The organism is Comamonas sp. DB36, from assembly GCF_057914905.1.
This window is the reverse complement of record NZ_CP196631.1, coordinates 2126374-2152135: the sequence shown is the minus strand read 5'-3', so window position 1 is coordinate 2152135 and position 25762 is coordinate 2126374. Positions and strand designations below refer to the sequence as shown.

The window sequence follows — 25762 nt, the reverse complement described above, 5'->3', positions numbered from 1 at the left end:
TTGTTATGGGGAAGTCGTGTCAGGTGCCGAACTGGGCGTTGACCACGCCCACGCCCGAGATCCGCGCCTCGAAGCGGTCGCCGGCCTTGACGGCCACCATGGGTCCCAGCGCTCCGGTCAGCACCAGGTCGCCGGCGCGCAGCGGCTGGCCCAGCGCCGCGAGCTTGCGCGCCAGCCACACGGCCGCGTTCAACGGATGACCCAGGCAGGCCGCGCCGCTGCCGGTGGACACCACTTCGCCGTTGCAGCGCATTTCCATCGCGCAGGACTTGAGGTCCAGCCCGTCGAGCCGCGTGGGCACGGCGCCGAGCACGACCAGGCCGCTCGAAGCGTTGTCGGCCACGGTGTCTATGAAGCGGATGTCCCAGTTGGCGATGCGGCTGCCAACGATCTCTATGGCCGGCAGCACGTAGTCGGTGGCATTGATCACGTCCACCAGCGTCGCGTCACGCAGGTCCAGATCGTGCCGCAGCACCAGCGCCACTTCGGCCTCGACCTTGGGCTGCAGCGTGCGCGCCAGCGCTACCGGCTCGTCGTCGCCGTGGACCATGTCGGCGAACAGCGTGCCGAAGTCGGGCTGGTCCACGCCCAGCTGCTTTTGCACCGCCAGCGAGGTCAGGCCTATCTTGCGCCCGACGATGCGCCGGCCCTGGGCCTGCGCATGGGCGACGTTGGCCAGCTGAACCGCGTACGCGGTTTCGGCGTCGGAAATTTCCGCGCGCAGCGGTGCGATCGGCGCGCGCCCGGCTTCGGCCGCGCGCAGCGCCGCGGCCCAGCGTTCGATGTGCTCTGGTGTATTCATGGGAATGGCCTTTCAGGAACGTGAGGAGAAGCGAGGTTGTGCAGCATCAAGATGCCGTAGCCGGCGATGAATTCGGGAATCGCCTGGTAGTGGCGCAGTCCGCAGTGCAGCGCCTGGCCTGCGCCGGGCGAGTCCAGCGCGGTGCGCGCCACGACCCAGGTCTTGGACTCGTGCGCCGACAGCCCCGCGTGCTGCGCGATCGCGGCCTCGCCCTGCGCGGAGAAAGCGCTCCAGTCGGCCTGCTCCGTGGCCTGCATCCACTGCAGGTCCCACTGCGGGTTCAGCGGCTTCATGTCCGGGCTGCCGGCCGCCAGCGCCAGGCCTGCGGCCATCACGCGCTCGGTCTTGGCCGCGACTTCCTGTGCCGTCGGCATGCGCGCGCAGGTGATGCGCTCGCGCACCGCGGCGTCGGGGTGTTCCATGGTCGGCACCGGCGGCTCATGCGACAGCCCGCCCGAGCCGATCAGCAGCGTGCGCTGCGGCAGGCCGTCGAGAAAGCGGCCCATCTCCCGGCCCAGCTGCTCGCAGCGGCGCAGGCGCGCGATGCCGGGCTGGGCGACGGCGTTGAGGAAGACCGGCAGCACGGGCGGCGTGTCCAGCCCGCCCCAGAGGAACTGCAGCGCCTGCACGAAGCCATGGTCCACCTTCATGCGGCGCGACACCGCGACGTCGAAGTCGGCGTCCATCAGATGCTCGGCCAGGCCCAGCGCCAGCGCGGCATCGACATTCAGCGCTCCCGCGGGCGTGAGGTAGTCACCGACCGAAGTCGCTGCGGAGCCTATGCAAAACGGCGGCATCAGTTCGTTGAAGAAGCCGTTGTAGTGGTCGGGCCCGACCAGCACCACCAGTTCCGGGGCAAAGTCATGTACCAGCGCGCGCGCCTGGGCCACCGCGGCGTCGAGCTGCCGCTGCACTGCGGCATCGACCGCATTCAGGCCATAGAGCGGCGAATGCGACATGCCCAGAAAGCCACGTTCCGATCTGCGGATCTGCATTCAGGCCTCCACGGCTTGGGCCATGCGCTGGGCGAGCTGATGGCTCACGGCATCGACTTCCTGCGGACTGGCCAGGGCCGCGACGAAACGGTCGGGGCGAATGAACACCACGGCCTTCTTCTGCGCGCCGAACCAGTCCTTGATGCGGCCTTGCGTGTCCTGCAGCAGCGTCACATGCGGCTGGGCCATTGCGCCGCGGCTCATCTGGCCCAGCGGCTTGACGCACAGGAACTTCACGCCGGTGCGCTCCCAGAACGCGCGCACTTCGGGCGCCATGCCCGAAGTCGGGTCCGTGCCCCAGGCCAGGATCGCAAAGCGCAGGCCTATCACGTCGTCGAGCTTGTGCACGGCGCCGTCCTCGGTCGTGACCAGCGGCTGGATGAACATCCGCCCCACGGGGCTGGGCTCTACGGTTTCGAAGCCGTTGAGCAGCCGGCCGACGAAGGACTCCTTCTTTTCGGCCACCAGTCCCAGCAGCCGGCCCAGCGGCGTGTCGCCCGAACGCGTGAGCAGACCGCCCAGCGCCGAAGGCGGGCCCGACGGCGCAGCATGCAGCACCAGCCCCTTCTCATAGCGCGGCATGGGCTTGAAGCGCATCTCGGCGAAATACTGCTTCACGGGCGGCACGGCGTTCATCGCCAGCATCACGGTGTCGCGCACCTTGGCCGCGGTTGCGCTTTCGGGCGCGAAGATGTCGCCCGCGACTTCGGACAGGTGGATCATCGAGCGCGCGTGGTCGCGCCGCTCCTCGGTATAGCTGTCGAGCAGCGCGTCGCCGGCCTTGCCCTGCACCACCAGCGCGAGCTTCCACGCGAGGTTGCTCGCGTCGCGCATGCCGCTGTTGTAGCCCTGGCCCTGCCAGACCGGCATGATGTGGGCCGCGTCGCCCGCCAGAAAGATGCGCTGCACGCGAAAGGTCGCGGCCAGGCGCGCGTTGTGCGTGTAGACGCGCTTGCGGATGTAGTCGACCTTGTCGGGATGGGCGACCACCTTGGACATCAGCCGCGCCATGGCTTCGGGCTTGAACAGCTCCTCTTCGGTCTCGCCCGGCATCACCATGAACTCGAAGCGCCTTATGCCATGCGGCAGGGCGGCCGACACATAGGGCCGCTCGGGATCGCAGTGCATGCCGACATGGGGCGTGCCCAGCGGGTCGTTGCGCACGTCGACCACGATCCACTGGTTGGGCTTGGTCCGGCCTTCGAAGGCCACGTTCAGCGTGCGCCGGATCAGGCTGTTGCCGCCGTCACAGGCCACGAGATAGCGCGCGCGCAAGGTCCTCTTCTCGCCTTGCGCATTCTCGACTTCGAGCGCCACGCCTTCTGCGCCCTGGGACACCGAGCAGACGCTCTGGCCGAACAGCACCTGCACATGCGCATAGCGTTGCAGGCCTTCATACAGGATCTGGTCGACCTCGGGCTGGATGAACGCGTTGCGCCGCGACCAGCCGAATTCATCGGTGCGCGGCTCTATGGACGCGAAGCATTTGCCGCCGGCCGTGTAAAAGCGCATCCAGTGATAGGGCGTGATGTGCTTTTGCACTTCGCCGCTCAGGCCTGCGGTCTGCAGGGTGCGCAGCGACTCGTCGTCGATGCCGATGGCGCGCGGGTAGTCGATGATCGCGTCCAGCTTCTCCACCACCAGCGTCTTCACGCCCGCCTGCCCCAGGATGTTGGCGGTCGTCAGGCCCACCGGGCCGGCGCCAATGATCAGGACGTCAGCGTCCAGTGCGGAATGTGTCTCGTGCGCTTGTTTTGTCATGTCCCCGGTCCTTGCTCAGTACGCGTCGTTTTCCGGAAATCACTTCCGGCCACTTGATGACTGGAATTGTGTGGACGCCCCGCGAACCGGTAAACTGAGTGCACGTGGTGCACCTTGAGCCACGGGTAATTACCAGGACCAGCGCCCCATGCCGGACGACACCCCCCGCGCCAGCGAGGCCTACAAAGACATTCGCAGTCTGGCCCGCGGCATCGCCTTGCTCAAATGCATGAACCAGATGCCCGGCGGCACGGCCACCACGACCGAGCTGGGCCAGATGACGCAGGTGCATCGCACCACCGTCAAGAGAATGCTGGAGACGCTGCGCACCTGCGGCCTGGTGCGGCCCACCGAGCAGGAAGGCCAGTACTGCCTGACCTTCGAAGTCAAGCGCCTGAGCGAAGGCTTCATCGAGGATGAATGGATCAGCCAGGTGGCGACGCCGTTGATGCGCGGCGCCGTCAAGCAGCTGATGTGGCCTTGCGACCTGGCGACGATGGAAGCCGGATTTCTCGTGGTGCGCGAAAGCACGCACCGCTTCAGCCTGCTGTCTCAACACCAGGCGATGATCGGCGAACGGCTGCCGCTGTTCGTCACGGCGATAGGCCGGGCCTACCTCGCGGCCTGCGACGCCGAGCAGCTAGGCAGCATCCTGCAGCTGCTGGGCCAGCGTCCCGACTGGATAGGCGACATGGCCAGGGACCGCCAGTCCATAGAGGCGCTGGTCCAGGCCACGCGCGCACGCGGCTATGCGCGCAACAGCGGCGAATGGGCCAAGGAATCCGATTTCTCGGCCATAGGCGTGGCCGTGATGGGAACGGACCAGGTCATAGGCGCCATCAACATGATCTACCCCAATGCCTCGGTCGATGAACAGACGGTGGAGCGCAAGTATTTGCCGCTGCTGCAAAAGCTCGCCTATCGCATAGGCCGCGACAGCACGCCCTGGCGGGAATAGCGCCATGTACGATGGCGCGCGAATTGGAGCCCAGATCCTCCCCGCGAATGCAAATCGCTGCCAGAATAATCAATTATCGGTCCACGGGAAGGCAGCGCGCCGCGGGCCAGCCGCGCGCCTGTCATGCCTGCTGACCACTCTTCCACGCGGCGTGCGGCTGCATTGATCACGTGCCCATTCTCATCGACCGCCTGTTTCTGTTGATCATTCCGGCGTGCATGCTGCTGCTGGGAGCGATGCTCGCGGGCTGCTGGCGGGTGCAGCGGCGCCGTTTCCATCTGCTGTGGGTCGCGGCCAGCTACGCGCTGGTGGGCAGCGCGCTCGCCTGGCAAAGCCTGATGAGCGTCGAGGAGCTGCAGCGCTGGGCCGTGGTCACGGGCATGTTGTATCTGTTTGGCGCCTGGAGCTTTGCGCGCGGCCTGGCCGGCTATTACGACGTCTCGGCCCGGCCGCGGCTGGGCCTGCTCATAGGCGCCGTGGTGCTGCTGGCGCTCTATTACTACAGCCGCGTCGAGGTCAGTCTGTGGATGCGCATGCTCTGGCTCAACGCCGGCCTGGGACTGATGCAGCTGCTGCCCGCGGCGCGCATTCTGCGCCGCCAGCTGCCCGCGGGAGGATTGGAGCGCGCGATGTACTGGTCGTATGTGGTATTCGCGCTCAACACCAGCATCCGCCCCATTCTGTGGCTGGCCGTAGGCAGCATGGGCCAGGACGCCGCATTCTTTTCTTCCTACTGGCTGATGATGCTGGCCACCACCATGCTGTTCGCCCTGCTGTTCGCCATGCTGCTGCTGGCCAATACGGTGCGCGACACCATGACCGCGCTGCGCGCGGAACGCAACATGGACCCGCTGACCAACCTGCTCAACCGCCGGGCCTTCCAGGAGGCGGCCGGGCCGCTGCTGCGCGATCCGCAGCGCGGCCCCTGGACGCTGCTGATCGGCGACATCGACCATTTCAAGCGCATCAACGACACCTGGGGCCATGCACACGGCGACCATGTGCTGCAGACCGTGGCCGGCGCGCTGACCCAGCAGGTGCGCGGCGACGATTTGGTCGCGCGTTTCGGCGGCGAGGAGTTCGTGCTGCTGCTGCGCACCGACCTCGCCAGCGCCGAGAGCATTGCCCAGCGCATACGCATGCAGTTGAGCGAAAACAGGCAGCTGTTGCCCGATGGCGACCGCATGACCATGAGTTTCGGCATCGCGCCGATCACCAGCCCGACCGAGCTGTCCGCCACGCTGTCGCGTGCGGACGGCCTGCTCTACCAGGCCAAGCAGGCGGGACGTGACCGCGTGTATGTGGCCCGACCGCTGAACGAAATACAGACTACATGAAGGAAAATCCATATGGCCGCTGAAGGTAACGCCAGCCAGCTGACAAGCATCATCACCTTGCTGGGCGCCGCGGTCATTGCCGTGCCGTTGTTCAAACGTTTCGGCCTGGGCTCGGTGCTGGGCTACCTCGCCGGCGGCCTGGCCATAGGTCCGTACGGCCTGGGCCTGGTCAACGACGCCCAGACCATCATCCACATCGCCGAACTCGGCGTGGTGATGTTCCTGTTTGTCATCGGGCTGGAGATGAAGCCTTCGCACCTCTGGAATCTGCGCGCGCAGATATTCGGCCTGGGCAGCATGCAGGTACTGCTTTGCGCGACCTTGCTCACCGCGGTGAGCATGGCTTTCGGCTTCTCCTGGCAGGTGTCCTTCGTCTGCGGCGCGGGCTTCGTGCTGACCTCCACGGCCGTGGTCATGCAGGTGCTGGCCGAACGCGGCGACATTCTCGCGCCGCGCGGCCAGCGCATTGTCTCCATCCTGCTGTTCGAAGATCTGCTGATCGTGCCTTTGCTGGCCATCGTGGCGTTTCTCGCACCGGCCGATGCCTTGCCCGTGGCCAGCGCCTCGCCGTGGCAGCGCGTGGGTCTGGCAGTTCTGTCCCTGGCGGCCCTGGTAGGCGCCGGCCTGTGGCTGCTCAATCCGCTGTTCCGCGTGCTGGCCAAGGCCAAGGCGCGCGAAGTGATGACGGCTGCGGCGCTGCTCGTGGTGCTCGGCGCGGCGCTGCTGATGGAGCTGGGCGGCCTCTCCATGGCCATGGGAGCGTTCATGGCCGGCGTTTTGCTTTCGGAGTCCACCTTCCGCCACCAGCTCGAAGCCGATATCGAGCCGTTTCGCGGCTTGCTGCTGGGATTGTTCTTCCTGGGCGTGGGCATGGCCTTGAACCTCGACGTCGTGGGCCGGAACTGGCAGCTCATCGTCGCCGGCGTCGTGGCGCTGATGATCGCCAAGGCCGCGTGCATCTATGCGGTTGCCCGCCTGGCGAAGAGCTCGCACGCCGATGCCGTCGACCGCGCCATTCTGATGGCCCAGGGCGGCGAGTTCGCCTTCGTGCTGTTTGCCGAAGCGCTCAAGCTGCGCGTGATCACGCCCGAAGTGAACGCCAACATGACCGCCATCATCGTTCTATCCATGGCGCTCACGCCTTTGGTGGTGGTGCTGTACAAGCGCCTGGGCGCGGCGCAGGCCATCAGGCTCGACGGCGTCGAGGCGCCCAAGGACCTGCAGGGCAATGTGCTCATCATAGGATTCGGCCGTGTAGGCCAGATCGCGAGCCAGGGCCCGCTGGCGCGCGGCGCGCAGCTTTCCATCATCGACAGCGACCCGGATGCGATACGCGCGGCCGAGCCCTATGGCTTCAAGGTCTACTATGGCGACGGCGCGAGAACCGATGTGCTGCATGCCGCGGGTGCCCACCACGCGCAGGCCATCCTGGTGTGCATAGACGACAAGGATGCGACCACGCGCATCGTCGAGAACATCCAGCGCGAATTCCCCCAATCCGTGGTGGTCACGCGCGCCTTCGACCGCCAGCATGCGCTGGAGTTGATCAAGCTCGACGCCCACCATGTCGTGCGCGAGACCTTCGAGTCGGCGCTGCAGATGGGACAGCACGCGGTGGCCGCGCTCGGTGCCACGGACGATGAGGCCGCGGCCATCACCGAACGCGTGCGCAAGCGCGACACCGAACGCTTTGAACTAGAGGATGTGAGCGGCGTATTTGCGGGCCGTGCCCTGCTGCTGGGCAACATCGAACATATCGATCCGCCGGATCATTCACGGCATGCAGCGGCAAACACCGCAAAGCACTGAAGGGCAAACCACGGGGCGTGTTGCCGTGGTGATTCCCTCCACCCGTATCCCTTAAAGGGAAAATCAGGTCGCCAAGATGACGAAATAGCCGTGACAATCGGTAATCAACTGTGAGTAAGGCCACATCATGTTGACAGCACCGACGCCATTGGACGAAGCCGAGCGCATGCGAGCCCTTGAGCACCTCAAGGTTCTCGATTCTGCACCCGAGCGTGAATTCGACGCTTTGGTGGCGACGGCCGGATTGGTCTGCGGTGTGCCCATAGCGCTTGTGAGCTTGATCGACAGCGGCCGCCAGTGGTTCAAGGCCAACATTGGCTTGCCTGGCGTCACCGAGACGCCGCGCGACGTGGCGTTCTGCGCTCATGCCATCCTGCAAGAAGAAGTGTTCGAGGTACCCGATGCCTTGGCCGATCCGCGGTTTGCCGACAACCCGCTGGTCGCCGGCGCGCCCGATATCCGTTTCTACGCCGGCGCCCCGCTGCGCTTGAGCAATGGCGCACACGTTGGAACCCTGTGCGTGATCGATCGCGTACCCCGCAAGCTCTGCGAGAAGCAACGCGAAGCCTTGCGACTGCTGTCCATCGCTGCAGTCCAGGCGCTTGAATCCAGGAGGATGGCGCGCGCTTTCGTGGCCAGCGAAACGCGGTTCCGCACCCTCAGCGAGGCCTCTCCGCTGGGCGTGTTCGCTACCGATGCGTCCGGTTCCTGCACCTACACCAATGCGCAGTGGCAGGCCATATTTGGCTTGACCGAAAGCCAAGCCCTGGGCGATGACTGGAGTCGCACCTTGCACCCGGACGACCGGGCTGGCGCCTTCGCAGAGTGGGGTCGCGCCATGGCACTCAAGCGCGAGTTCGACATGGAGTTCAGGGTGCGTCGCGACGATGGCACGGTGCGCCATGTCCGCTCCATCGCCCAGCCGGTGCTCGACACGGATGGTGAGGTCACAGACTTTGTGGGATCGGTGGAAGACATCACCGACCGGCAGCTGGAACGTCATGCGCTCGAAGGCGAGCGGCAACGGCTGACGGCCATCATTCAGGGTACCGGCGCCGGAACCTGGGAATGGAATGTGCAAACCGGCGAGACCTGGTTGAACGAGCGTTGGGCCGAGATCGTGGGCCTGACGATAGACGAACTGAAGCCGACCACCATCCATACCTGGACGGGCTTGACCCATCCCGACGACCTCGCGCGTTCGAACGCGCTGCTGCAGGCGCACTTCTGCGGCGAAGCCAAGGCCTACGAATGCGAGGCACGGATGCGCCACCGCGACGGTCATTGGGTGTGGGTGCTCAGTTGCGGAAGGCTGCTGACCCGCACGCCAGACGGACAACCGGAAAGGATGTTCGGCACGCACCTCGACATCACCGTGCGCAAGATCCAGGAAGAAGAGCTGCGCAAGAGCGAAGAACTGCTCAACCGCACCGGCGCTCTGGCGCAGGTAGGCGGTTGGGAACTCGACATTGCCAGCTCCCGTGTCAAATGGTCAGAGGAGACCTGCCGCATCCATGGTTTGCCGCCGGGACACCAGCCGGCGCTCGCCGAAGCAATAGGATTTTATGCGCCAGAAGCGCGACCGGTGATCGAAGCGGCCATCCACAAAGCCGCGTGCGATGGGCGGGACTGGGATGTGGAACTGCCCGTCATTCAACACGGCGGTCAGCGCATCTGGGTGCGCGCCGTCGGTCATGTGGAGTTCCAGGCGGGCAAGCCAGTGCGGCTTTTCGGCGCCTTTCAGGACATTACGCTGCGGGTCAGGCACCGGCAGATGCTCGAAAGCGCCCACGAGCGCATATCGCTGGCCACTGAAAGTGGCGGCATCGGCCTGTGGGAATGGAAGTTGCGTGAGGGCACGCTCACCTGGGATGCCCAGATGTACGCGCTGCACGGCATGCCCATGGGCCCGGGCACCGAGGGTTATACCCTGTGGTCCCACCGTCTTCACCCCGACGACAAGGATCGCGTGGAAGGCGAAGTCCAGGAGTGCCTGAAAGACGGCGGCGATTTCCGCTCGGAGTTCCGGGTTGTCTGGCCCGATGGCTCGGTGCACTACCTTCGCGGCTCCGGCCGGGTCACGCGCGACACCGAAGGCCAGGCACTGCGCATGGTGGGAGTGAACTGGGACGTGACGCCGCTGCGGCACCTCGCCAACCAGCTGGCTGAACAACACGAGCTGTTGCATGTGACCCTGCAATCGATTGGCGACGCGGTGATCACCACCAACGCACAAAGCGAAGTCACGTGGCTGAATCCGTCCGCCGAACGCATGACAGGCTGGCCGTCAGCCGCAGCGCAGGGAAAGCCGGTAGCGCAGGTCTTCCACGTCGTCCATGCGGAGTCGCGCCAACCGGCCGAGAATCCGGTGCTCACCTGTCTTGAGCAAGGCAGGATCGCCGGCACAGGCAATCACACGGTGCTCATTTCCCGCCAAGGCAACGAGTTCGGCATAGAAGACTCTGCCGCACCCATTCGCAACCCCAGCGGCGACATCCTCGGCGTCGTGCTGGTCTTTCATGACGTGACCGAGCAGCGACGTCTCTCGGGCGAAATGAGCTATCGGGCCACGCACGATGCGCTGACCGGCCTGGTCAATCGGGCCGAGTTTGAGTCGCAGCTGAGCCGTACGCTGAAAAAGGCACGCGAAGAAGGCAGCGAGCACGCCTTGCTGTACATAGACCTCGATCAGTTCAAGCTCGTCAACGATGCCTGCGGTCACTCGGTGGGCGATCGGCTTCTGCAGCAGGTGGCCAAGCTGCTGAAAGACGTCGTTCGAGCGCACGACACCCTTGCACGGCTAGGGGGGGACGAGTTCGCCGTGATTCTTGAGCAATGCACGGTGGACCAGGCCGGCCGGCTGGCGCAGCAGATCTGCGACCGCATGGATGAGTTCAGGTTTCTCCATGACGAGCGGCGTTTCCGCATCGGCGCCAGCATCGGACTGGTTCCTCTGGACAGCCGTTGGGGCGGCACCGCAGCCGCCATGCAGGCGGCCGACACCTCGTGCTACGCCGCCAAGGAGGCGGGGCGCAATCGCGTGCATGTGTGGTCAGACAGCGACAAGGCAATACTCGCACGCCATGGCGAGATGCAATGGGCCGCCCGGCTGGAGCGGGCGCTGGATGAAGACAGTTTTGTGCTCTTCGCCCAGCGGATCGAGCCGCTCGCCGGGAACAGCAGCGGGCTTCATGCCGAAGTGCTGATTCGCCTGCGCGACAGCGATGGCAGCCTGATACAGCCCGGTGCATTCTTGCCGGCCGCAGAGCGCTTTCATATGGCCGCGCGCATAGACCGCTGGGTGCTGCAACGCACGGTGCAGCAGATTCAGCACCTCGCTGATTTGAACGTGCTGGACACACTGGGCATCAACCTTACAGCGCATTCGGTGGGCGACCGGGCCTTTCACCGCTATGCCATCGATGCACTCGCGCAAGCCGGCAGCGCGGTGTGTCAGCGCATCTGCCTTGAGATCACAGAGACAGCGGCCGTGACCAACATGACGGACGCAGTTGTATTCATCGAACAAGCGCGGGAACTGGGAGTACGGATTGCGCTGGATGACTTTGGCGCGGGGGCGTCGTCCTTCGGTTACTTGAAGAAACTCAAGGTCGACCTGCTCAAGATCGATGGCAGCTTCATCCGGGATGTGATCGACGATCCGCTGGACGCCGCCGCAGTGCGCAGCTTCGTCGACGTGGCAAGGGTGCTCGGTGTCGGGACCGTCGCCGAGTTTGTCGAGCAAGCTGCAGTGCTGCAACATGTGCGGGACATCGGCGTGGACTACGCTCAGGGATTTCTGTTGCACCGACCGGAACCCATCGAGCATCTTTTGTGCAGGCAGGAACCTGGCGCAAGTCCCCCTCGCTGAACTCCGAACCTCTGGAAAAACCCGATGGATAATCCAGCCCTGGCGGCACAGGATAGTTCGTTTGCAACCAGCCACAGATTGCGGGCGTAGTTCAATGGCAGAACTTTTGCTTCCCAAGCAAATAGCACGGGTTCGATTCCCGTCGCCCGCTCCACATGCAGAAATGCGCATCGCGCCCTCGGGACACAATGCGCATTTCAGCCCCTCGCTGCGCCTTGGGCGCTGCGGGTCGCTTAGCTAGGCTTCTTGCAGGCCTTGTCGCGGTTGGCTTCGTCGGGCAGCTTGATGGTGCCGGACAGCTCCACCGACTGCGTGCCCGAATCCTTGGCCAGCAGATTGTCGAACGTCACCGTACCCAGCGTCAGGTTGACCTTGGCCTTGCTCAGGTTGTTGCCGTCCTTGACGAAGGCGTAGGTCGTGTCCTTGATCTTGATGCTGTCGCCGTTGAGCGCGGGCGCGGCGTTGCCGTTGGGATAGGCATAGCGGATGTCGCCCATCATCGCCAGCGTGCGGTCGCCGGTGATCTTGGTGAAGTTGTCGAAATCGAACGCGCATTCGTTGGGGCCGATCTTGCCGGTGTCGGCGACGCCGGTCAGGCCCACATTGCCGGTGCCGTACCAGCCGTTGAGGTTGGCATCGGTCGCCTGGGAGATGCGCAGAATGCCGATGTCGCCGCTGGGCTCGGTGTCGTCGTCATTGCCGCCGCCGCAGGCGGCCAGGGCAAGGGCTGCGCCAAGCGTGGCGGCATAGAAGAAATTCTTTTTGATGTTGGGCATGGGGTCTCCGGATGGATGGATTGGAAATGGGCGCTGGTGCTCCTGCGCTAGGCATCGATAGTCGCCAATTGCCCACGGGTCACCATGTCGTCAATCGGCCCAATCCTTGCCAGCAAAAATGGCGTACGGCTGTAGTGGCTGTCCTACGGAGCCGACATCTGGTTTCGATGGAGCGGTGGCGCGCAGATGCAATGTCATCAATGGATGACAGACAACATGCCGCGGGCTTGCGAAGCTCAAGGCTTGTATCCAAACCAAGCGGGAGCTCGCATGCCTTTTGTCAACCTTCCTCAATTTTCCGGCCAGGATCTGCAGCTGCATTACCAGGATCTCGGCCAGGGAAAGCCTGTCGTTCTGATCCATGGCTGGCCGCTGAGCGGCCGCACATGGGAGCCCCAGGTCGGGCCGCTGGTCGCGGCCGGTTACCGCGTGATCACTTATGACCGCCGCGGCTTCGGCCATTCGACCCAGCCCTGGGACGGCTATGACTACGACACGCTGGCCCAGGATCTGCACATCCTGCTCAACAGCCTGAATCTGCATGGCGTGACGCTGGTGGGCTTCTCGATGGGCGGCGGCGAAGTCGCGCGCTATGTCGCCAAGTACGGCACCGAGCGCGTCGCCAAGGCGGTGTTCGCGGCCGCGGTGCCGCCCTACCTGTTCAAGTCGGGCGACAACCCGGAAGGCGCGGTTTCCGACGAAGACATCGCCGCCAAGCAAAAAGGCGTGCGCGACGACAGGCTCGCATTTCTCGACGAGTTCACGCAGAAGTTCTTCACGCCCAAGGGCGGGCAACTGGCCGTGAGCGAAGCCCAGCGCGAATACGCGAAGACGATTGCCGCCTTCGCGTCACCGCAGGGCACGCACGAGTGCATCGCCGCGTTCTCGCGCACCGACTTCCGCGCTGACCTGAAGAAATTCGACATTCCCACGCTGGTGATCCATGGCGACAGCGACCAGACCGTGCCGTTCGAAGTCAGCGGCGCGCGCACGCACAGCGCGATCGCGGGCAGCAAGCTGCATCTGATCAAGGGCGGCCCGCATGGCTGCAATCTCTCGCATGCGGCGGAGTTCAACCAGGCATTGCTGGACTTCCTGCAAGGACGATAGCGGGCGGGACGGCGCTGTCGGCTGCTGCGCGCAAGACGATGCGCGCTGCGCTTATCCAGACGCACAGACCTCACAGGCATGCTGGCAATCCTGTGTTGCAAAGGTCTCCCCATGCCTTGTTCCCTCTGGCGCCCATGCGCGCTGCTGCTTTCTGTGCTGCCGGGCACGGCTGTCGCCGGCCCGGCTGCCGAAGCCGCTATCGCGCCCGCCACGGTGGCCGTGCTCGCGGCCACCTGCGTGAGCTGCCATGGGCCGGGCGGCCACTCGTCCACGGACATTCCCAGCATTGCCGGTCAGTCCGAAAGCCGTTTGCGCGCGCGGTTGCTGGCGTTCAGGAACGGCACAGCGCCCGATGCCACCATCATGACGCGGTTGATGAAGGGCTATGACGAAGCGCAGATCGCGGCCCTGGCACGCTGGTTTGCACAGGAGCGGTAATGACGCCACCACCCTCTCCTCTTTCGCGCCGCGCGCTGCTCACCGGACTGGGGGCGCTGGCCATGCCGGCCCTGGTGCGTGCCCAGGCAGGCGCGGCGCATGTGGTCGTGGTCGGCGGCGGCTTTGGGGGTGCCACGGCAGCGCGCCATCTGCGCCTGTACAACAGCGCGCTGCGCATCACCTTGATCGAGCCCGCAGCGCGCCACTACACCTGCGCTTTTTCCAGCCACTATCTCGCGGGACTGCGCCACTGGGAAAGCCTGGGACACGGCTTCGAAACGCTGCGCGGCATGGGCATCTGCGTCGTGCACGCCGCGGCCGTCGACGTGGATGCCGCGGCAAGAACCGTCACGCTGTCCGACGGCCAGCGCCTCGCCTGGGACAGGCTGGTGCTGTCACCGGGCGTCGACATGCGCTGGGACCGGCTCGCGGGCTACGATGCCGCCGCATCCATGCATGCGCCCCATGCCTGGAAAGCCGGTGCCCAGACGCGCCTGCTGCGCGCGCAGCTCCAGGCCATGGCCGATGGCGGAACCTTCGCGATGGTGATTCCCGCCGCGCCCTATCGCTGCCCGCCGGGCCCCTATGAGCGCGCGGCGCTGGTGGCGCACTATCTGCGCGCGCGCAAGCCCAGATCACGCATTTTGCTGCTCGATGCGAAGAACGAATTCTCCAAGAAGCCGCTGTTTCTGCAGGGCTGGAAAGCCTTGTATGGCGACATGATCGACTGGCGCAGCCTGGACGACGACGGCGAGGTGGTGCGCGTCGATGCGCTGCGGCGCGAAGTCGAGACTTCGCTGGGGACGCTGCACCGCGCCGATGTGCTCAATGTGATCCCGCCGCAGAAAGCCGGCTGGATCGCCGAGCGCGCGGGCCTGACCGACGCCAGCGGCTGGGTGCCGGTGCACCCGGAGAATTTCGCCGCGCGCCAGCAGGCCGGCATCCATGTGATAGGCGACGCCAGCCTGGCCGCGCCCATGCCCAAATCGGGCGCCAGCGCGAACTCCCAGGGCCGGCTGGTTGCCGCGGCGATCTGCGCCGAACTGCAAGGCCAGCAGGCGCCCCAGGCCTGGTACACCAACACCTGCTACAGCCTGATAGGCCCGGAACACGGCATCTCGGTGGCAGGGGTCTACCGGGCGCAGAACGACACACTCATCGAGGTGCCTGACTCGGGCGGAATCAGCCCGCTTGAGGCCCCGGCGGGCTTTCGCGTGGCCGAAGCGCGCTACGGCGCGGCCTGGTACCAGGCGATCAGCGCCGATACCTGGGGCAACTGAAAGCAACATTCTCGCGACCCGGGCGCATATGCGCGCATGAATGGAAAAAACGGGGCGGTTTGGCGGTTAACATCCCCGCAGACATGACGAAGCGTTCCCGCAAGGCCAGCCGCAGACGCACCCGTAAAAGTGCACTGCTTTCCAAGATCAACGACCTCCTGCGGATGCGCCGGTTCTGGCTCGGACTGACTTCGTCGGCGGCCGTGGGCCATCAGGTTTCGGGCTGCACGCCCCACATGGGCTGGTACGACGGCTTGCTGGCCAAGGCTTCGGCGGTGATAGGACCGCCGCTGCTCGCCTCGGTCACGTCGCTGGTCGGCCCGGCAGCCGCATCGGCGCTGGCCGCGCTCGCGCCCCTGGCCGACGGACTGGCGCGCTTCGCGCTCAACGATCTGCTGGGCCTGCCGCAGACCACGACCAGCAGCCCGGCGCCCGCCCCTCATGCGGGCCAGGGCAGCACCACGGCCACGCAGTTTTCGCAATGCCGCCAGCATTTCCCCGGCGGCCTGCCGCCCGTCGTGCCCCAGGCCGGCGATCTGCGCGAGCTGTGCTACAGCAGTTTCGCGGTGCTGCACAGCGGCAGCCACAAGACGCCGGTGTTCGTCGCCGAACGCCTCAACCGCGCCACCATCACCCAGGCCAAGGGCCTGCAGCGCACCGACAAGTTCTTTGCCGACGCGCGCCTGCCGCGCGCCGAGCGCGCGGAACTTGCCGACTACCAGGGCTCGGGCTATTCGCGCGGCCATATGGCGCCGGCCGGCAACATGGCCAGCACCGAAGCCATGGCGCAGAGCTTCAGCCTGGCGAACATGGTGCCGCAGAACCAGACCCACAATGCCGGGCCCTGGAGCCAGATCGAACAGGACACGCGCCGCTATGCCCAGCGCGCGCAAGGGGATGTCTATGTGTTCACCGGCCCGGTGTTCTCGGGGCCTGTGCGCACCATAGGCCCGGGCAAGGTGCAGGTGCCCAGCCATCTGTTCAAGCTGGTCTATGACGCGAGCACGGGCAAGAGCTGGGCGCACTGGCAGGAGAACGCGGCCGGCACGCGACTGAGCGCGCCCATCAGCTACGACGAGCTGGTGCGGCGCAGCGGCATACGGTTTTTGCACGGCTGAAGCCGCGGCCCAGGCGCTCCAGCCGGTGCAACCCGGACGCCAGCCAATGCCTATTTCTTCAGGCACTGGCCCATGAAGGCCTTGCGTTCGTCGCCGGCCTTGCCCGTGGCCTGGGAGTTGCACAGCTTCATGCGCTCCTGCTGCAGCTTCTTGCCGTCCGAAAGACAGGACTTCATGAACTCCTTGCGCTCATCGCCCTTCTTGCCCGTGGCCTCGGTATTGCAGGTGCCCATCAGTTTTTGCTGCGGCGTGGGCTGCTTATCCTGCGCGAAGCTGGCATTGGCCGCCAGGGCCAAGGTGGCGATGGCAAGGATTTTTCCGACGAGTTTCTGCATGAAAGTGCCCCGAAAACACGCTGACGACCAGCGCCACTGCATTGCACCACAGGTCGGCGCGTTTCGGGCAATTTGTGCGACAGCGCAGCGCTGCTCAGCCGTTGCCGGCCATCATCGGCAGCACGGTGCGCACTATGCCTATCACCGCGGGCCCGAGCACCACCATCACGATGGCCGGAAAGATGCACAGCACCAGCGGCAGCAGCATCTTGGTGGGAATCTTGGCCGCGAGCTCCTCGGCGCGCATCTGCCGCTTGTGGCGCAGATCGTCCGAGAACACGCGCAGCGAGTCGCCTATGCTGGTGCCGAAGCGGTCGGCCTGCGTGAGCATGGCGGCGAAGGAGTGGATCTCCTCGACCCCGGTGCGCGCGGCCAGGTTGTGCAAGGTCTTCTCGCGGCTGCTGCCGGCGCGCATTTCGAGGTTGGTCCAATGCAGCTCGTCGGCCAGGGCCTGGCTTTTGATGCGGATTTCCTCGGCCACCTTGCTCAGCGCTGCGTCCAGCCCCATGCCGGCCTCCACGCAGACCAGCATCAGATCGGCGGCATCGGGGAAATTCTCGAAGATCTCGCGTTGGCGCCGCGCGGCCATGCGGCGCAGCACAAGATTGGGCAGATAGCAGGCAACCAGCGCGGCCACCAGCGGATAGAACAGGCGCTCGGTGCCATCGGGCGCGCTGGAAGTCAGCATCAGCGAATACACCGCCAGCGCAGCGAGCAGCGGCAGCAGCGTCTTGCTGCCGAAATACAGCAGCGGCGCGCTCTCGTGGCGGATTCCGGCGTTCAGAAAACGCAGGCGCAAGGGCGATGCGTCCATGCCGCCCGTGGGCAATGAGAAGTGGGCGAACGGGCCTACCAGCTTGACCACGGTCTGCGTCCACCCCTGGTCCGCAGGCGCGGGCGCCAGCGACTGCAGGCGCTGCTCGGTGGCCGTGGGCACCATCCAGGAGAACATGGCTGCCGCGACCAGCATGAGCGCGACGAAAGTGAGCAAAGCGACGATCAGCATGGCGGACTCCTTGCGTTCAGGACCAAACTCAGACCCGGATGCGAACGATGCGGCGCAGCATCAGCACCCCGATCACCATCAACGCGGCCAGTATTTGCAGTATCGCGATGCCTATGGGATCGCTCCACAGCACCGACATGAATTCCGGGTTCAGCAGATTGAGCATCGCGGCCAGCCCGAACGGCATCAGCCCCAGAATCCAGGCCGACATGCGCCCTTCTGCGGAAAGCACGCGCACCCTGTCGTGGAGCTTGAGCCGCTCGCGGATGAGGCGGCTCAGGTTGATCAGCATTTCCGTGAGGTTGCCGCCGGACTCGCGCTGTATAAGCACCGCCACGACGAAGTAGCGCAGGTCCGTGATGGGCACGCGCTCGCTCAGGTTGGTCAAGGCCTGGGGCAGCGAAGTGCCATAGTTGATCTCGTCGTGCACCAGGCGCAGTTCACCGGCAATGGGCTCGGCCAGTTCGTCGCCCGCCATCTGCAGGCCCGAGGAAAACGCATGGCCGGCGCGCAAGGCGCGCGTCATCAGATCCAGCGCTTCGGGCAGCTGGCGCGCCATCAGCGCCAGGCGCTGATGGCGCTTGCGCTGCAGGAAAAGCCAGGGCAGCAGGCCCAGCGCGGCGCCCAGGGGAATGGCCAGCGCCATGGGCTGGCGCAACATGACGGCCGCGAGCACGCCGAACGCAAACAGTATCGCGCAGCCCAGCAGCAAACCGGAAACCGTCCACTCCAGGCCCGATTGCACGATCACCCGGTCCAGCTGGTAAGCGCGCGGCGCGCGCTGCAGCGCGCGCTGCAGCCGCGGTATGTCGCTGAGCGCGCGCTCCTTCACCAGCTTGGTCGGGGCGCTGTGGTCATGCGCCGCCGACAGCGCGCGCAGCCGCCGCTCCAGCCGCTTGGCTTCGGGGCTCTTGTACTGCTTCCACAGCAGGCGCAGCGCCTCGAGCAGCAGCAGCGCCGCGACAAACACCAGCGCGCTGATCACCATGAACGAATGCGAGGAAAGAAAGGACGACATGGCAGCCTCCTGGTTCACTGGTAGTGCCGCTCGGGATCGAAGACGGAATCGGGCAGCACGATTCCCAGCCCCGGGAACCGGTCGGCGAACTTGGGCCTCACGCCGGTCGCATGGAAATAGCCCTGCACTTCGCCGCCCTGGCCTATGCCGGTCTGGATGAACGCGAAGATCTCCTGCATGGTGACCACATCGCCCTCCATGCCGGTGATTTCCTGGATGCTGGTGATCTTGCGCTTGCCGTCCGTGAGCCGCAGCACCTGCACCACCACCGTGATGGCCGAGGCAATCTGCTGGCGCGCGGCCTGGTGCGGCAGGTTCAGACCGGCCATGCCGACCATGTTCTCGAGCCGGGCCAGCGAGTCGCGCGGCGTGTTCGCATGGATCGTGGTCAACGAGCCTTCATGCCCGGTGTTCATGGCCTGCAGCATGTCCACGGCCTCGGCGCCGCGCACTTCGCCGATGATGATGCGATCCGGGCGCATGCGCAGTGCGTTGCGCACCAGCGCGCGCTGGGTGATCTCGCCGCGGCCCTCGATGTTGGCCGGGCGGGTTTCCATGCGCACCACATGCGGCTGCTGCAGCTGCAGCTCGGCCGCGTCCTCTATCGTCACCACGCGTTCCGTGACGGGAATGTCGCCCGAGAGAATGTTGAGCAGCGTGGTCTTGCCTGCGCCCGTGCCGCCCGAGATGATCATGTTGACCTTGGCCTTGACCAGGGCCTCGAGCACCAGGGCCATGCCCGGCGTCAGGCTCTTGAGATCGCCGACCAGGTTTTCCATGCGCAGCGGCGTGCGCGCGAAGCGCCGTATCGACATCATCGGGCCGTCCAGCGCGACCGGAGCGATGACCGCGTTCACGCGCGAGCCGTCGGGCAGCCGTGCATCGACCATGGGACTGGACTCGTCGATGCGCCGGCCTATGCGCGAGACGATCTTGTCGATGATGCGCAGCAAGTGCTTTTCGTCGGTGAAGACCACCTGCGTGAGCTCCAGCTTGCCGTGGCGCTCCACATAGATCTGGTCGTGGCGATTGACCAGGATGTCCGAGACCGCGGGGTCGGCCATCAGCAGCTCGAGCGGCCCAAAGCCCAGCATTTCATGCTGTATGTCGCGCACCAGCAGCTTTCTTTCGAGGTCGTTGATCGCCTCCGCATCCTCGTCCAGCAGGCGCTCGGTCATGGCCGCGATCTCCTGCTGCAGCATCTGGGGCGACAGCGACTCGAGCGCGGCCAGGTCGAAACGCTCCAGCAGCTTGGCATGGATGCGTCCGCGCAGCGCCAGATACGGCGCCGAGTGACCGTAGAGCGGCACGGCCGGCGCAGGCGGCGGCCCGTCGGCCGGGGCGCTGTCGGCGGCCGCGGGGACCACCTGCAGCGCAGGCCTGGGGCTGCGGGCCAGGGGGGTGGCGAGCAAGTCTCGTAATGACATGACCTTCTCCTTGTGTTCGACTGGCGCTGTCAGGCACGGCGAAACAACCGCTGCAACAGCCCTATGCTTTCCTGATGGGCCTGGGGCGACAGCCCATCGGCCCAGGCCGCGAGCTCGCGCACCACGGCGCTGCCGCGCTGCGCCTGCGCCAGCGGCAGGCCCGCATTGATCGCCGCCTGGACTTCATGCGGCGCGTCGGAAACGCCGTGCCATGGCAGGTCCAGGCGCAGCGCCTTGCGCACTTCGGCCAGGCCGATTTCGCTGCGCCGGTCCAGCCGGTTGAGCACCGGATGCAGACGGCTTTCCGAATAGCCCAGGTCGTGGAACATGCCCAGCAGCTTTTGCGCGTTGCGCACCGCCGGCACGTCGGGCAGCAGCACCGGCACGATCATCTGCGCCCGGTCGAGCACGCGCAGCGCCAGCGGGTCGAGCACGCGCGGCATGTCCAGCAGCACGAAGTCGTAGTGCGCGGCGGCCAGCTGCAAGATGGCATCCACATCCGAGGGATCGACCTGCAGTGCATGCATCGCGTCCTCTGGCGCGGCCAGCACATGCAGGCGCGGCGTGACCTTGACCGTGCTGGCCGTGAGAAAGGACGCATCGAGGCGATGGATGTCGCGCGTCACATCGGCCAGCGTCGAGCTGGGCGGACCTTCGTGCAGATAGGCCAGCGTATCGCCGAACTGCAGGTTCAGGTCCATGAGCAGCACCGATTGATGGCGCGCCAGCATCCAGCCCAGATTGGTTGTCAGGAAAGTGGCTCCGCTGCCGCCTTTGCAGGAGACGAAAGCCATGATCCGGCCTTTGGCGTGTTCGGACGCGCCGTCCTGCAGCCGCGCCGCGATGCGCCGCACGGCCTCCACCAGCGCCTGCGCCGGCGCGGGTGAAGCCAGCACTTCGCGCACGCCCACGCGCATCGACTGCAGCAGGAACTCGGGCGTCTGCTGGGCGCACAGAAGAATCACCGCCGTGTGGGGATGGTGGCTGGTCACGTACTCCACCGGCGCCAGGTCCCCGGGATCGCAGCACATGCCGTCGACGATCATCAGATCGGGCCGCTCCTGCTCGGCGATCGCGGGCATGCGCGTCTTGCCGCCCTCGAAAGTCCACACCTGGTGCGAGTACGTCTGCAGCGCATGCGCCATGTCCTGGAGATGCGCGGGGTTGGGAGAGATGATGGCGATTTTCATGATGCGCGCACTCTGGTTAGTTGGCACAGGCCGTTTCGCTGTTGAGGTCCTTGCGCATGGCTTCGCGCGGCAGGAAGGTGGAGAACCGCGGCACGTCGATGGCCGCCTGCAGGCCCGAGCCCACGATGGGCGCAATCCACTGGAACTTGAGCCCGCCCGCAGGAATGCTCACCGTCACCCCCTCGCAGCTGGCCGTGGTGCAGCCGCTCGGCGCCCAGACGATGTCCACGTCGGAAATCTGGGGCAGCCGCGCCTGCATGTAGCCCAGCACCTGGGCCTTTTGCGCCTGGTCGTCGCAGACCACGGCGAAGCGCGCGCCGGCGCGCGTCGCCTCGCTGGCCGCGCCCCAGGTATAGAGCATGCGGCTGAAGTCGACCACGCCCAGCAGGAACATCAGGAAGATGAGCAAGCCCAGCGCAAACTCGATGAGCGTGCCGCCACGCTGTGTGAGGCGTTTCATGACTGCGTCCTCATGGTGGCGGAGATAGCGCCGAAAGTAATGCCGCCATCGGTCAACTGCGTGCCGAACACACTGCTTGCCATTGATTGGAAGCGGTAGTCGGTCACGGTGACGGTGACGGTGTTGATCAAGGGAAACGTTCCCGCGGTCTGCCAGCTGCAGCTGACCGCGCCGGTATTGAGGCCGGGCGCCAGCGGCGTGCTGCCCGTGGTCAGGCTGCCGTAGACGACCAGGTTCTGCGCGTTCGCGCACAAGGTATTGGGCGTCTGGTTCGACAGATAGCGCGCGGCGTCGCGCACCGACTTGGTGACCGCGCCGTACTCGTACAGCGCGCGGCCGAACTCGATGACGATCATGCTCAGCAGGATCATGAAGGGGATGGCCAGCGCCAGCTCGATCAGCGCCGCCCCTCGTTGTGCATGGTGTTTGCGCATGGTTTCACCTCACTAGCGTGGGCACCAGCGGGCCTATCGTGCCGCCCGCCAGGCCCGACGTGGTGCAGGGGCTGTCCAGGTCGCTGGCCTTGCCGCGGAACTCGAGCTGGATGTCATCCTTGACCGGCGTGGGTATGGGCTGGAGCATCAGCATGCAGGCGAAATCGACCACCACACCGCTGGCCGAGACCACGGGCAGCAGCACCAGGCGGCGGTCGGCGCCATAGGATTGCAGCGCGCCCGCGCCCAGCGCCACCTCCTGCCCCTTGACGGGACAGCTGGGGTTGCAGGCCGCAAAGGCCTGGCGCTGCGCCTTGAAATTGGGCGTGGCGCCCGAACTGCCGTCATAGGCATTGCGCCCCGCAGTCCAGTTCGTGGCGCTGTAAATATAGCCGGTGAAGTCGGGACGGCTGGCGTTCGGGTCCTGGGCCGGGGTCGCGGCATTGTTCTTGTAGATGCCGAAGCGGTGGTTCCAGTACTCGAAGACCGAGGCCTTGACGCCGCCCGTGCCTATGGTGTCGCCGAGCTTGGTGCTGCAGTACTTGCCTTCCATTTCGGCCCAGGTTTCGGTGGCACTGGTGCTGCCGTCGAGGTTGGCCCAGCCGAAGTCGCTGCCGCTGTCGCCCGACTTGCTCAGCACCACGACCCAATCGCCCTTGGCCAGCGTCTGGAACCTGGCTTGCTTGAGCTGCACCGGAACCGGGCAGGCGCTTTGCGCCACGCCTCTGGTGGCCACGGCGCGCGCGGCCACGGTGCCCGCATTGGCCCAGTTGGCGCTGTCGCCCGTGAATGCGCCCATGGCCTGCAGCAGCCAGAGCTTGAGCCCGCCCATGGTGTACTGGCATTCGGAATATCGGGCCAGATTGGCCGCGCCGGTCACGGCGTAGGCCTGGTCGCGAAAGGAAATGTCGGCGTTCGTCAGCTTGCCCTGGCCGTTCCAGGCCGTGGACTGCAGGTTGACGCGGTTGGCATTGCCGGCCGCCATGCCCGCGCTCTGGGCGCGCGCAATGGCGTCAGCCTGGCCGTTGAGTTCGCGCGCCGCCGCCAGCGCGCAGCTGTCCACGGCCGTCTGCAGCTCGCCCTTGACGACGAACAGCCGGCCGAAATCCAGCGCCACGCCCATGAATCCCAGCAGGAACAGCATGAACAGCGCGAACGTGATGAGAAACGCACCATGCTGGCGCCGCGCCGCAGCGCCAGCATCGCGCGTGGACCAATGACTGGACCGTGGGTGCGGATGGTTTTTCATGGCGCATGGTGGTTGAAGGGTTGCAGCGATGTGCCAGCGCAAAGCCGATGCGGCGCGGAGACCGCAAAGGCTTTTGCTGGCGCGCGAAGCCACTACACACAGGCAGCGCTGTTGGTCAGGCAGGCCTTGACCTTGGTGAGCCAATCGGTGAACAGCGTGGTGCTGATGGACGACTTCATCAACAAGATGAGTCCGATCGAAACCACGGCCACCACCAGGGCGTACTCGATCACCTGCGCGCCCTCTTCGTCGCTTGCAAAGGACTGCAGGGAATTGCCAAACTGTTGAGCAAACTTGGTCATGGTGACACCTCTAAAGTGGATAAATGAAAGGAACTGCGCTGAATGCGCCGGTCTGTGGACCGGTGGGTGGCGTGCAAGGCCGGTATGCGGTCTGGACTCCTTTTCAATTCAATCAATTGCGTGTCGCCGGGCGACCGTCGCCCGGCCTATTGCGTCTCGCCCCCGGCGGACGAAGTGCCTCCCAGCGAGCCGCCGATGTTGATGACATTGACCGCCTTGGGCGGCGTCTTGTAGCTTTGCTCGTAGCGCTGCATGGTCTGGCGCGTGGTGCGCCCGTCCATGCCGGTGGCGCCGTCAACGCCGCTGCCCGCAACCAGGCCCGCGTCCGGATGGATGGTCATCTGTGCGCGGGCGCTGCGCACGGCGTCGCCGAAGCGCGCGTCGTAATGGGGCGTGGTGCTGCCGCAGCCGGCCAGCATTGCGGTCGCGGCCAGGGGAAGCCAGAGGGTGCGAGCGATCATGGCGGACCTCCTTTCATGAGGGCGGATTCTGTGGATCGGGCAGGTTGGCAGGGGGTGCCAGAGGCTGCAGCGGCGTGGGCGACAGTTCGGGGCGCGGCGTGGTCGAGCCCGGCATTGCGGGCGCCGGCGGCGCCGCCGCAGGTGTCGCGCTTTCCAGCGCGCCGTTGAGGTAGACCTCGGTGCGCGAAGGCGTCGCATGGTTGTCCGTGGGCAGACGCGGCGCTTCGGCCAGTGCCTGCACCAGGCGCGGCGTGATGACGAACATCAGCTCGGTCTGGTCGGTCTGGAACTCGGTGCTGCGCGCCAGCGCGCCCAGCACCGGGATTTCGCCCAGCCCCGGGAAGCGCTTGATGGCTTCGGTGATGTTGTTCTTGATGAGACCGGCGATCACCAGGCTTTGCCCGTCATTGAGCTGCACCGTGGTGTCGGCGCGGCGCACCGAGAACGAGGGAATGACCGAGGTCACGCCGTTGATCGACGTGAAGGGCGAGCCGGTCTGCGACAGGTCGGACACTTCGGACACCAGCTTCAGATTGACGCGCGCATTTCCCAGCACGGTGGGCGTGAACTTGACGCCTATGCCGAACTCCTTTTCCTCCAGCGTCATCACCGGCACGCCATTGGTGTTGGACTGGGCCACGGGAATGAAGATCTTGCCGCCCGAAAGAAAGCTCGCCTGCTGGCCGCTGATGGCCATGATGTTGGGCTCGGCCAGGATGCGCACCAGGCCATCGTCCTTCTGCCCGTCGATGGTGAATGCGCCCCTTCCTATGCGCAGCGCGCTCAACAGCCCGCCCCCTCCGCTGAGAAAATTGGAAATGATGGAGTAGCTGTTCATGCCGCCGCTGGCGATGCGCTGGCCGTTGAAGCCTGCGCCCAGCTTGTCGAGCAGCGTCTTGCTGATCTCGGCGATCTTCACCTCCAGCATCACCTGGTGGGGCGAGGTGGTGCGCAGCAGGTTGACGATGCGCTTGCTGTCGCTGTAGGCGCCGGCCAGCATGAGCACGTCGTCCAGGCGCAGCGGATTGCTGATCTCGCCGCTGAGCACCAGCGCGTTGTCCGCGCCCTGCACGCGGATGCCGCGCTCTTCGGGCATGAGCTCGGCGAGTTTGGCCTGCAGCGGGCCGGGATCGATGGTCACGACCACGTCCTTGACGAAACAGATGCCCTGGGCGTTCTGCAGGATGACGTTCATGCCGCCCGACTTGCGGCCGCGAAAGAACAGATCCCGCGGGCTGAGCAGCTGCACTTCGATATCGCCTATGCCGTCCTGCACCGCCGTCTGGGTGGCGGCGGCCGCCGCCGCTGCCGCAGGCACGCCCGCCTGCGCGCTGCCCGGCGTGTGCCCGCTGACCAGAATGCGCGCCATGGGCGAGCTCAGTGGAATGACGACGGACTTGCCCAGCGTCACCGTGGCCGGCTCCTCCATGCGGATGGCGCTGCAATTGCGCGCGGACACGGCGCTGCGCGCCGGCACTGGCGCCGTAACAGCCGTGGCGGGAGCCTTTGCCGGCGTGTCCGCAGGCTGGGCGTTGGCGACCAGGGCCGGAACGGCGCTGGCAAGCAGCATGCTCGCTGCTCTGTACAGGTGGTGGTTTCGCACGGCCGGCCTCTCTGGGTTGTTG

Annotated in this window: 23 protein-coding genes and 1 tRNA gene; 9 read left to right on the top strand and 15 right to left on the bottom strand. The window is 65.8% G+C overall.

Going from position 1 to position 25762, the window contains the following annotated elements:
* Nucleotides 1-19 precede the first annotated feature (19 nt).
* The 3 genes from mhpD to mhpA are packed head-to-tail and all read right to left on the bottom strand — an operon-like array spanning nt 20 to nt 3558.
* Entirely contained in the window at nt 20-802 is a 783-nt protein-coding gene (gene mhpD, locus ACSVDO_RS09965; RefSeq protein ID WP_489596216.1) for a 2-keto-4-pentenoate hydratase, read from the bottom strand.
* Nucleotides 799-1797, bottom strand: a complete 999-nt coding sequence (locus tag ACSVDO_RS09960) for a 3-carboxyethylcatechol 2,3-dioxygenase (protein ID WP_489596214.1) — start codon at nt 1795-1797, stop codon at nt 799-801. Before ACSVDO_RS09960 ends, mhpD begins: the two co-directional genes overlap by 4 nt.
* On the bottom strand, nt 1798-3558 hold the full coding sequence (gene mhpA / locus ACSVDO_RS09955; protein ID WP_489596212.1) for a bifunctional 3-(3-hydroxy-phenyl)propionate/3-hydroxycinnamic acid hydroxylase MhpA: 1761 nt from the start codon (nt 3556-3558) through the stop codon (nt 1798-1800). It abuts the gene before it with no gap.
* A gap of 148 nt (nt 3559-3706) precedes the next feature.
* On the opposite strand from mhpA, the gene ACSVDO_RS09950 reads away from it, so the two are divergent.
* From ACSVDO_RS09950 to ACSVDO_RS09930, 5 genes are all read left to right on the top strand, one after another.
* Complete coding sequence (locus ACSVDO_RS09950) at nt 3707-4516, top strand: IclR family transcriptional regulator domain-containing protein (RefSeq protein WP_489596210.1); 810 nt, start codon at nt 3707-3709, stop codon at nt 4514-4516.
* Between the two features lie 170 nt (nt 4517-4686).
* Nucleotides 4687-5853 (top strand): GGDEF domain-containing protein, encoded by a 1167-nt coding sequence (locus ACSVDO_RS09945; protein ID WP_489596208.1) that lies wholly within the window; start codon nt 4687-4689, stop codon nt 5851-5853.
* Nucleotides 5854-5865: 12 nt separating this feature from the next.
* On the top strand, nt 5866-7662 hold the full coding sequence (locus tag ACSVDO_RS09940) for a monovalent cation:proton antiporter-2 (CPA2) family protein (RefSeq protein WP_489596206.1): 1797 nt from the start codon (nt 5866-5868) through the stop codon (nt 7660-7662).
* 127 nt (nt 7663-7789) lie between these two features.
* On the top strand, nt 7790-11533 hold the full coding sequence (locus ACSVDO_RS09935; protein WP_489596204.1) for a PAS domain-containing protein: 3744 nt from the start codon (nt 7790-7792) through the stop codon (nt 11531-11533).
* Nucleotides 11534-11613: 80 nt separating this feature from the next.
* Nucleotides 11614-11687 (top strand) — tRNA-Gly (locus tag ACSVDO_RS09930).
* A 79-nt stretch (nt 11688-11766) separates the two neighbouring features.
* Here ACSVDO_RS09930 and ACSVDO_RS09925 read toward each other — a convergent pair.
* Nucleotides 11767-12309, bottom strand: a complete 543-nt coding sequence (locus ACSVDO_RS09925; RefSeq protein ID WP_332537687.1) for a hypothetical protein — start codon at nt 12307-12309, stop codon at nt 11767-11769.
* 270 nt (nt 12310-12579) lie between these two features.
* Here ACSVDO_RS09925 and ACSVDO_RS09920 point away from each other — a divergent pair, with 270 nt between their 5' ends.
* The 4 genes from ACSVDO_RS09920 to ACSVDO_RS09905 all read left to right on the top strand — a co-directional run bounded on the left by ACSVDO_RS09920 (nt 12580) and on the right by ACSVDO_RS09905 (nt 16255).
* On the top strand, nt 12580-13419 hold the full coding sequence (locus tag ACSVDO_RS09920; protein ID WP_332537688.1) for an alpha/beta fold hydrolase: 840 nt from the start codon (nt 12580-12582) through the stop codon (nt 13417-13419).
* Between the two features lie 111 nt (nt 13420-13530).
* On the top strand, nt 13531-13857 hold the full coding sequence (locus tag ACSVDO_RS09915) for a c-type cytochrome (RefSeq protein ID WP_332537689.1): 327 nt from the start codon (nt 13531-13533) through the stop codon (nt 13855-13857).
* The gene (locus ACSVDO_RS09910) at nt 13857-15137 is read left to right on the top strand and encodes an FCSD flavin-binding domain-containing protein (RefSeq protein WP_489596202.1); all 1281 of its coding nucleotides are present in this window, start codon (nt 13857-13859) and stop codon (nt 15135-15137) included. Before ACSVDO_RS09915 ends, ACSVDO_RS09910 begins: the two co-directional genes overlap by 1 nt.
* Nucleotides 15138-15220: 83 nt before the next feature.
* Nucleotides 15221-16255, top strand: coding sequence for a DNA/RNA non-specific endonuclease (locus ACSVDO_RS09905; RefSeq protein ID WP_489596200.1), 1035 nt, complete (start codon nt 15221-15223; stop codon nt 16253-16255).
* A gap of 50 nt (nt 16256-16305) precedes the next feature.
* Here the strand turns inward: ACSVDO_RS09905 and ACSVDO_RS09900 are convergent, their stop codons facing one another.
* The 11 genes from ACSVDO_RS09900 to ACSVDO_RS09850 form a co-directional block, all read right to left on the bottom strand.
* Nucleotides 16306-16590 carry a PsiF family protein gene (locus ACSVDO_RS09900; protein WP_332537692.1) on the bottom strand — a complete coding sequence of 95 codons (285 nt, stop codon included), beginning with the start codon at nt 16588-16590 and terminating at the stop codon, nt 16306-16308.
* Nucleotides 16591-16684: 94 nt separating this feature from the next.
* Complete coding sequence (locus ACSVDO_RS09895; protein WP_489596198.1) at nt 16685-17596, bottom strand: type II secretion system F family protein; 912 nt, start codon at nt 17594-17596, stop codon at nt 16685-16687.
* Nucleotides 17597-17624: 28 nt separating this feature from the next.
* Entirely contained in the window at nt 17625-18614 is a 990-nt protein-coding gene (locus ACSVDO_RS09890) for a type II secretion system F family protein (protein WP_489596196.1), read from the bottom strand.
* Nucleotides 18615-18628: 14 nt separating this feature from the next.
* On the bottom strand, nt 18629-20041 hold the full coding sequence (locus ACSVDO_RS09885) for a TadA family conjugal transfer-associated ATPase (RefSeq protein WP_489596195.1): 1413 nt from the start codon (nt 20039-20041) through the stop codon (nt 18629-18631).
* Between the two features lie 29 nt (nt 20042-20070).
* Nucleotides 20071-21231 carry a CpaE/TadZ family protein gene (locus ACSVDO_RS09880; protein WP_489596193.1) on the bottom strand — a complete coding sequence of 387 codons (1161 nt, stop codon included), beginning with the start codon at nt 21229-21231 and terminating at the stop codon, nt 20071-20073.
* 16 nt (nt 21232-21247) lie between these two features.
* Nucleotides 21248-21691, bottom strand: coding sequence for a TadE family protein (locus ACSVDO_RS09875; RefSeq protein ID WP_332537697.1), 444 nt, complete (start codon nt 21689-21691; stop codon nt 21248-21250).
* Nucleotides 21688-22125: a TadE/TadG family type IV pilus assembly protein gene (locus ACSVDO_RS09870; RefSeq protein WP_332548885.1), complete on the bottom strand. Its 438-nt coding sequence runs from the start codon at nt 22123-22125 to the stop codon at nt 21688-21690. Before ACSVDO_RS09870 ends, ACSVDO_RS09875 begins: the two co-directional genes overlap by 4 nt.
* Before the next feature lie 4 nt (nt 22126-22129).
* The gene (locus tag ACSVDO_RS09865) at nt 22130-23374 is read right to left on the bottom strand and encodes a pilus assembly protein TadG-related protein (protein ID WP_489596191.1); all 1245 of its coding nucleotides are present in this window, start codon (nt 23372-23374) and stop codon (nt 22130-22132) included.
* Nucleotides 23375-23466: 92 nt separating this feature from the next.
* Nucleotides 23467-23676: a Flp family type IVb pilin gene (locus tag ACSVDO_RS09860; RefSeq protein WP_332537700.1), complete on the bottom strand. Its 210-nt coding sequence runs from the start codon at nt 23674-23676 to the stop codon at nt 23467-23469.
* Nucleotides 23677-23822: 146 nt separating this feature from the next.
* Complete coding sequence (locus ACSVDO_RS09855; RefSeq protein ID WP_332537701.1) at nt 23823-24137, bottom strand: hypothetical protein; 315 nt, start codon at nt 24135-24137, stop codon at nt 23823-23825.
* Nucleotides 24138-24150: 13 nt separating this feature from the next.
* Nucleotides 24151-25707 carry a type II and III secretion system protein family protein gene (locus ACSVDO_RS09850; RefSeq protein ID WP_489596188.1) on the bottom strand — a complete coding sequence of 519 codons (1557 nt, stop codon included), beginning with the start codon at nt 25705-25707 and terminating at the stop codon, nt 24151-24153.
* Nucleotides 25708-25762 lie beyond the last annotated feature (55 nt).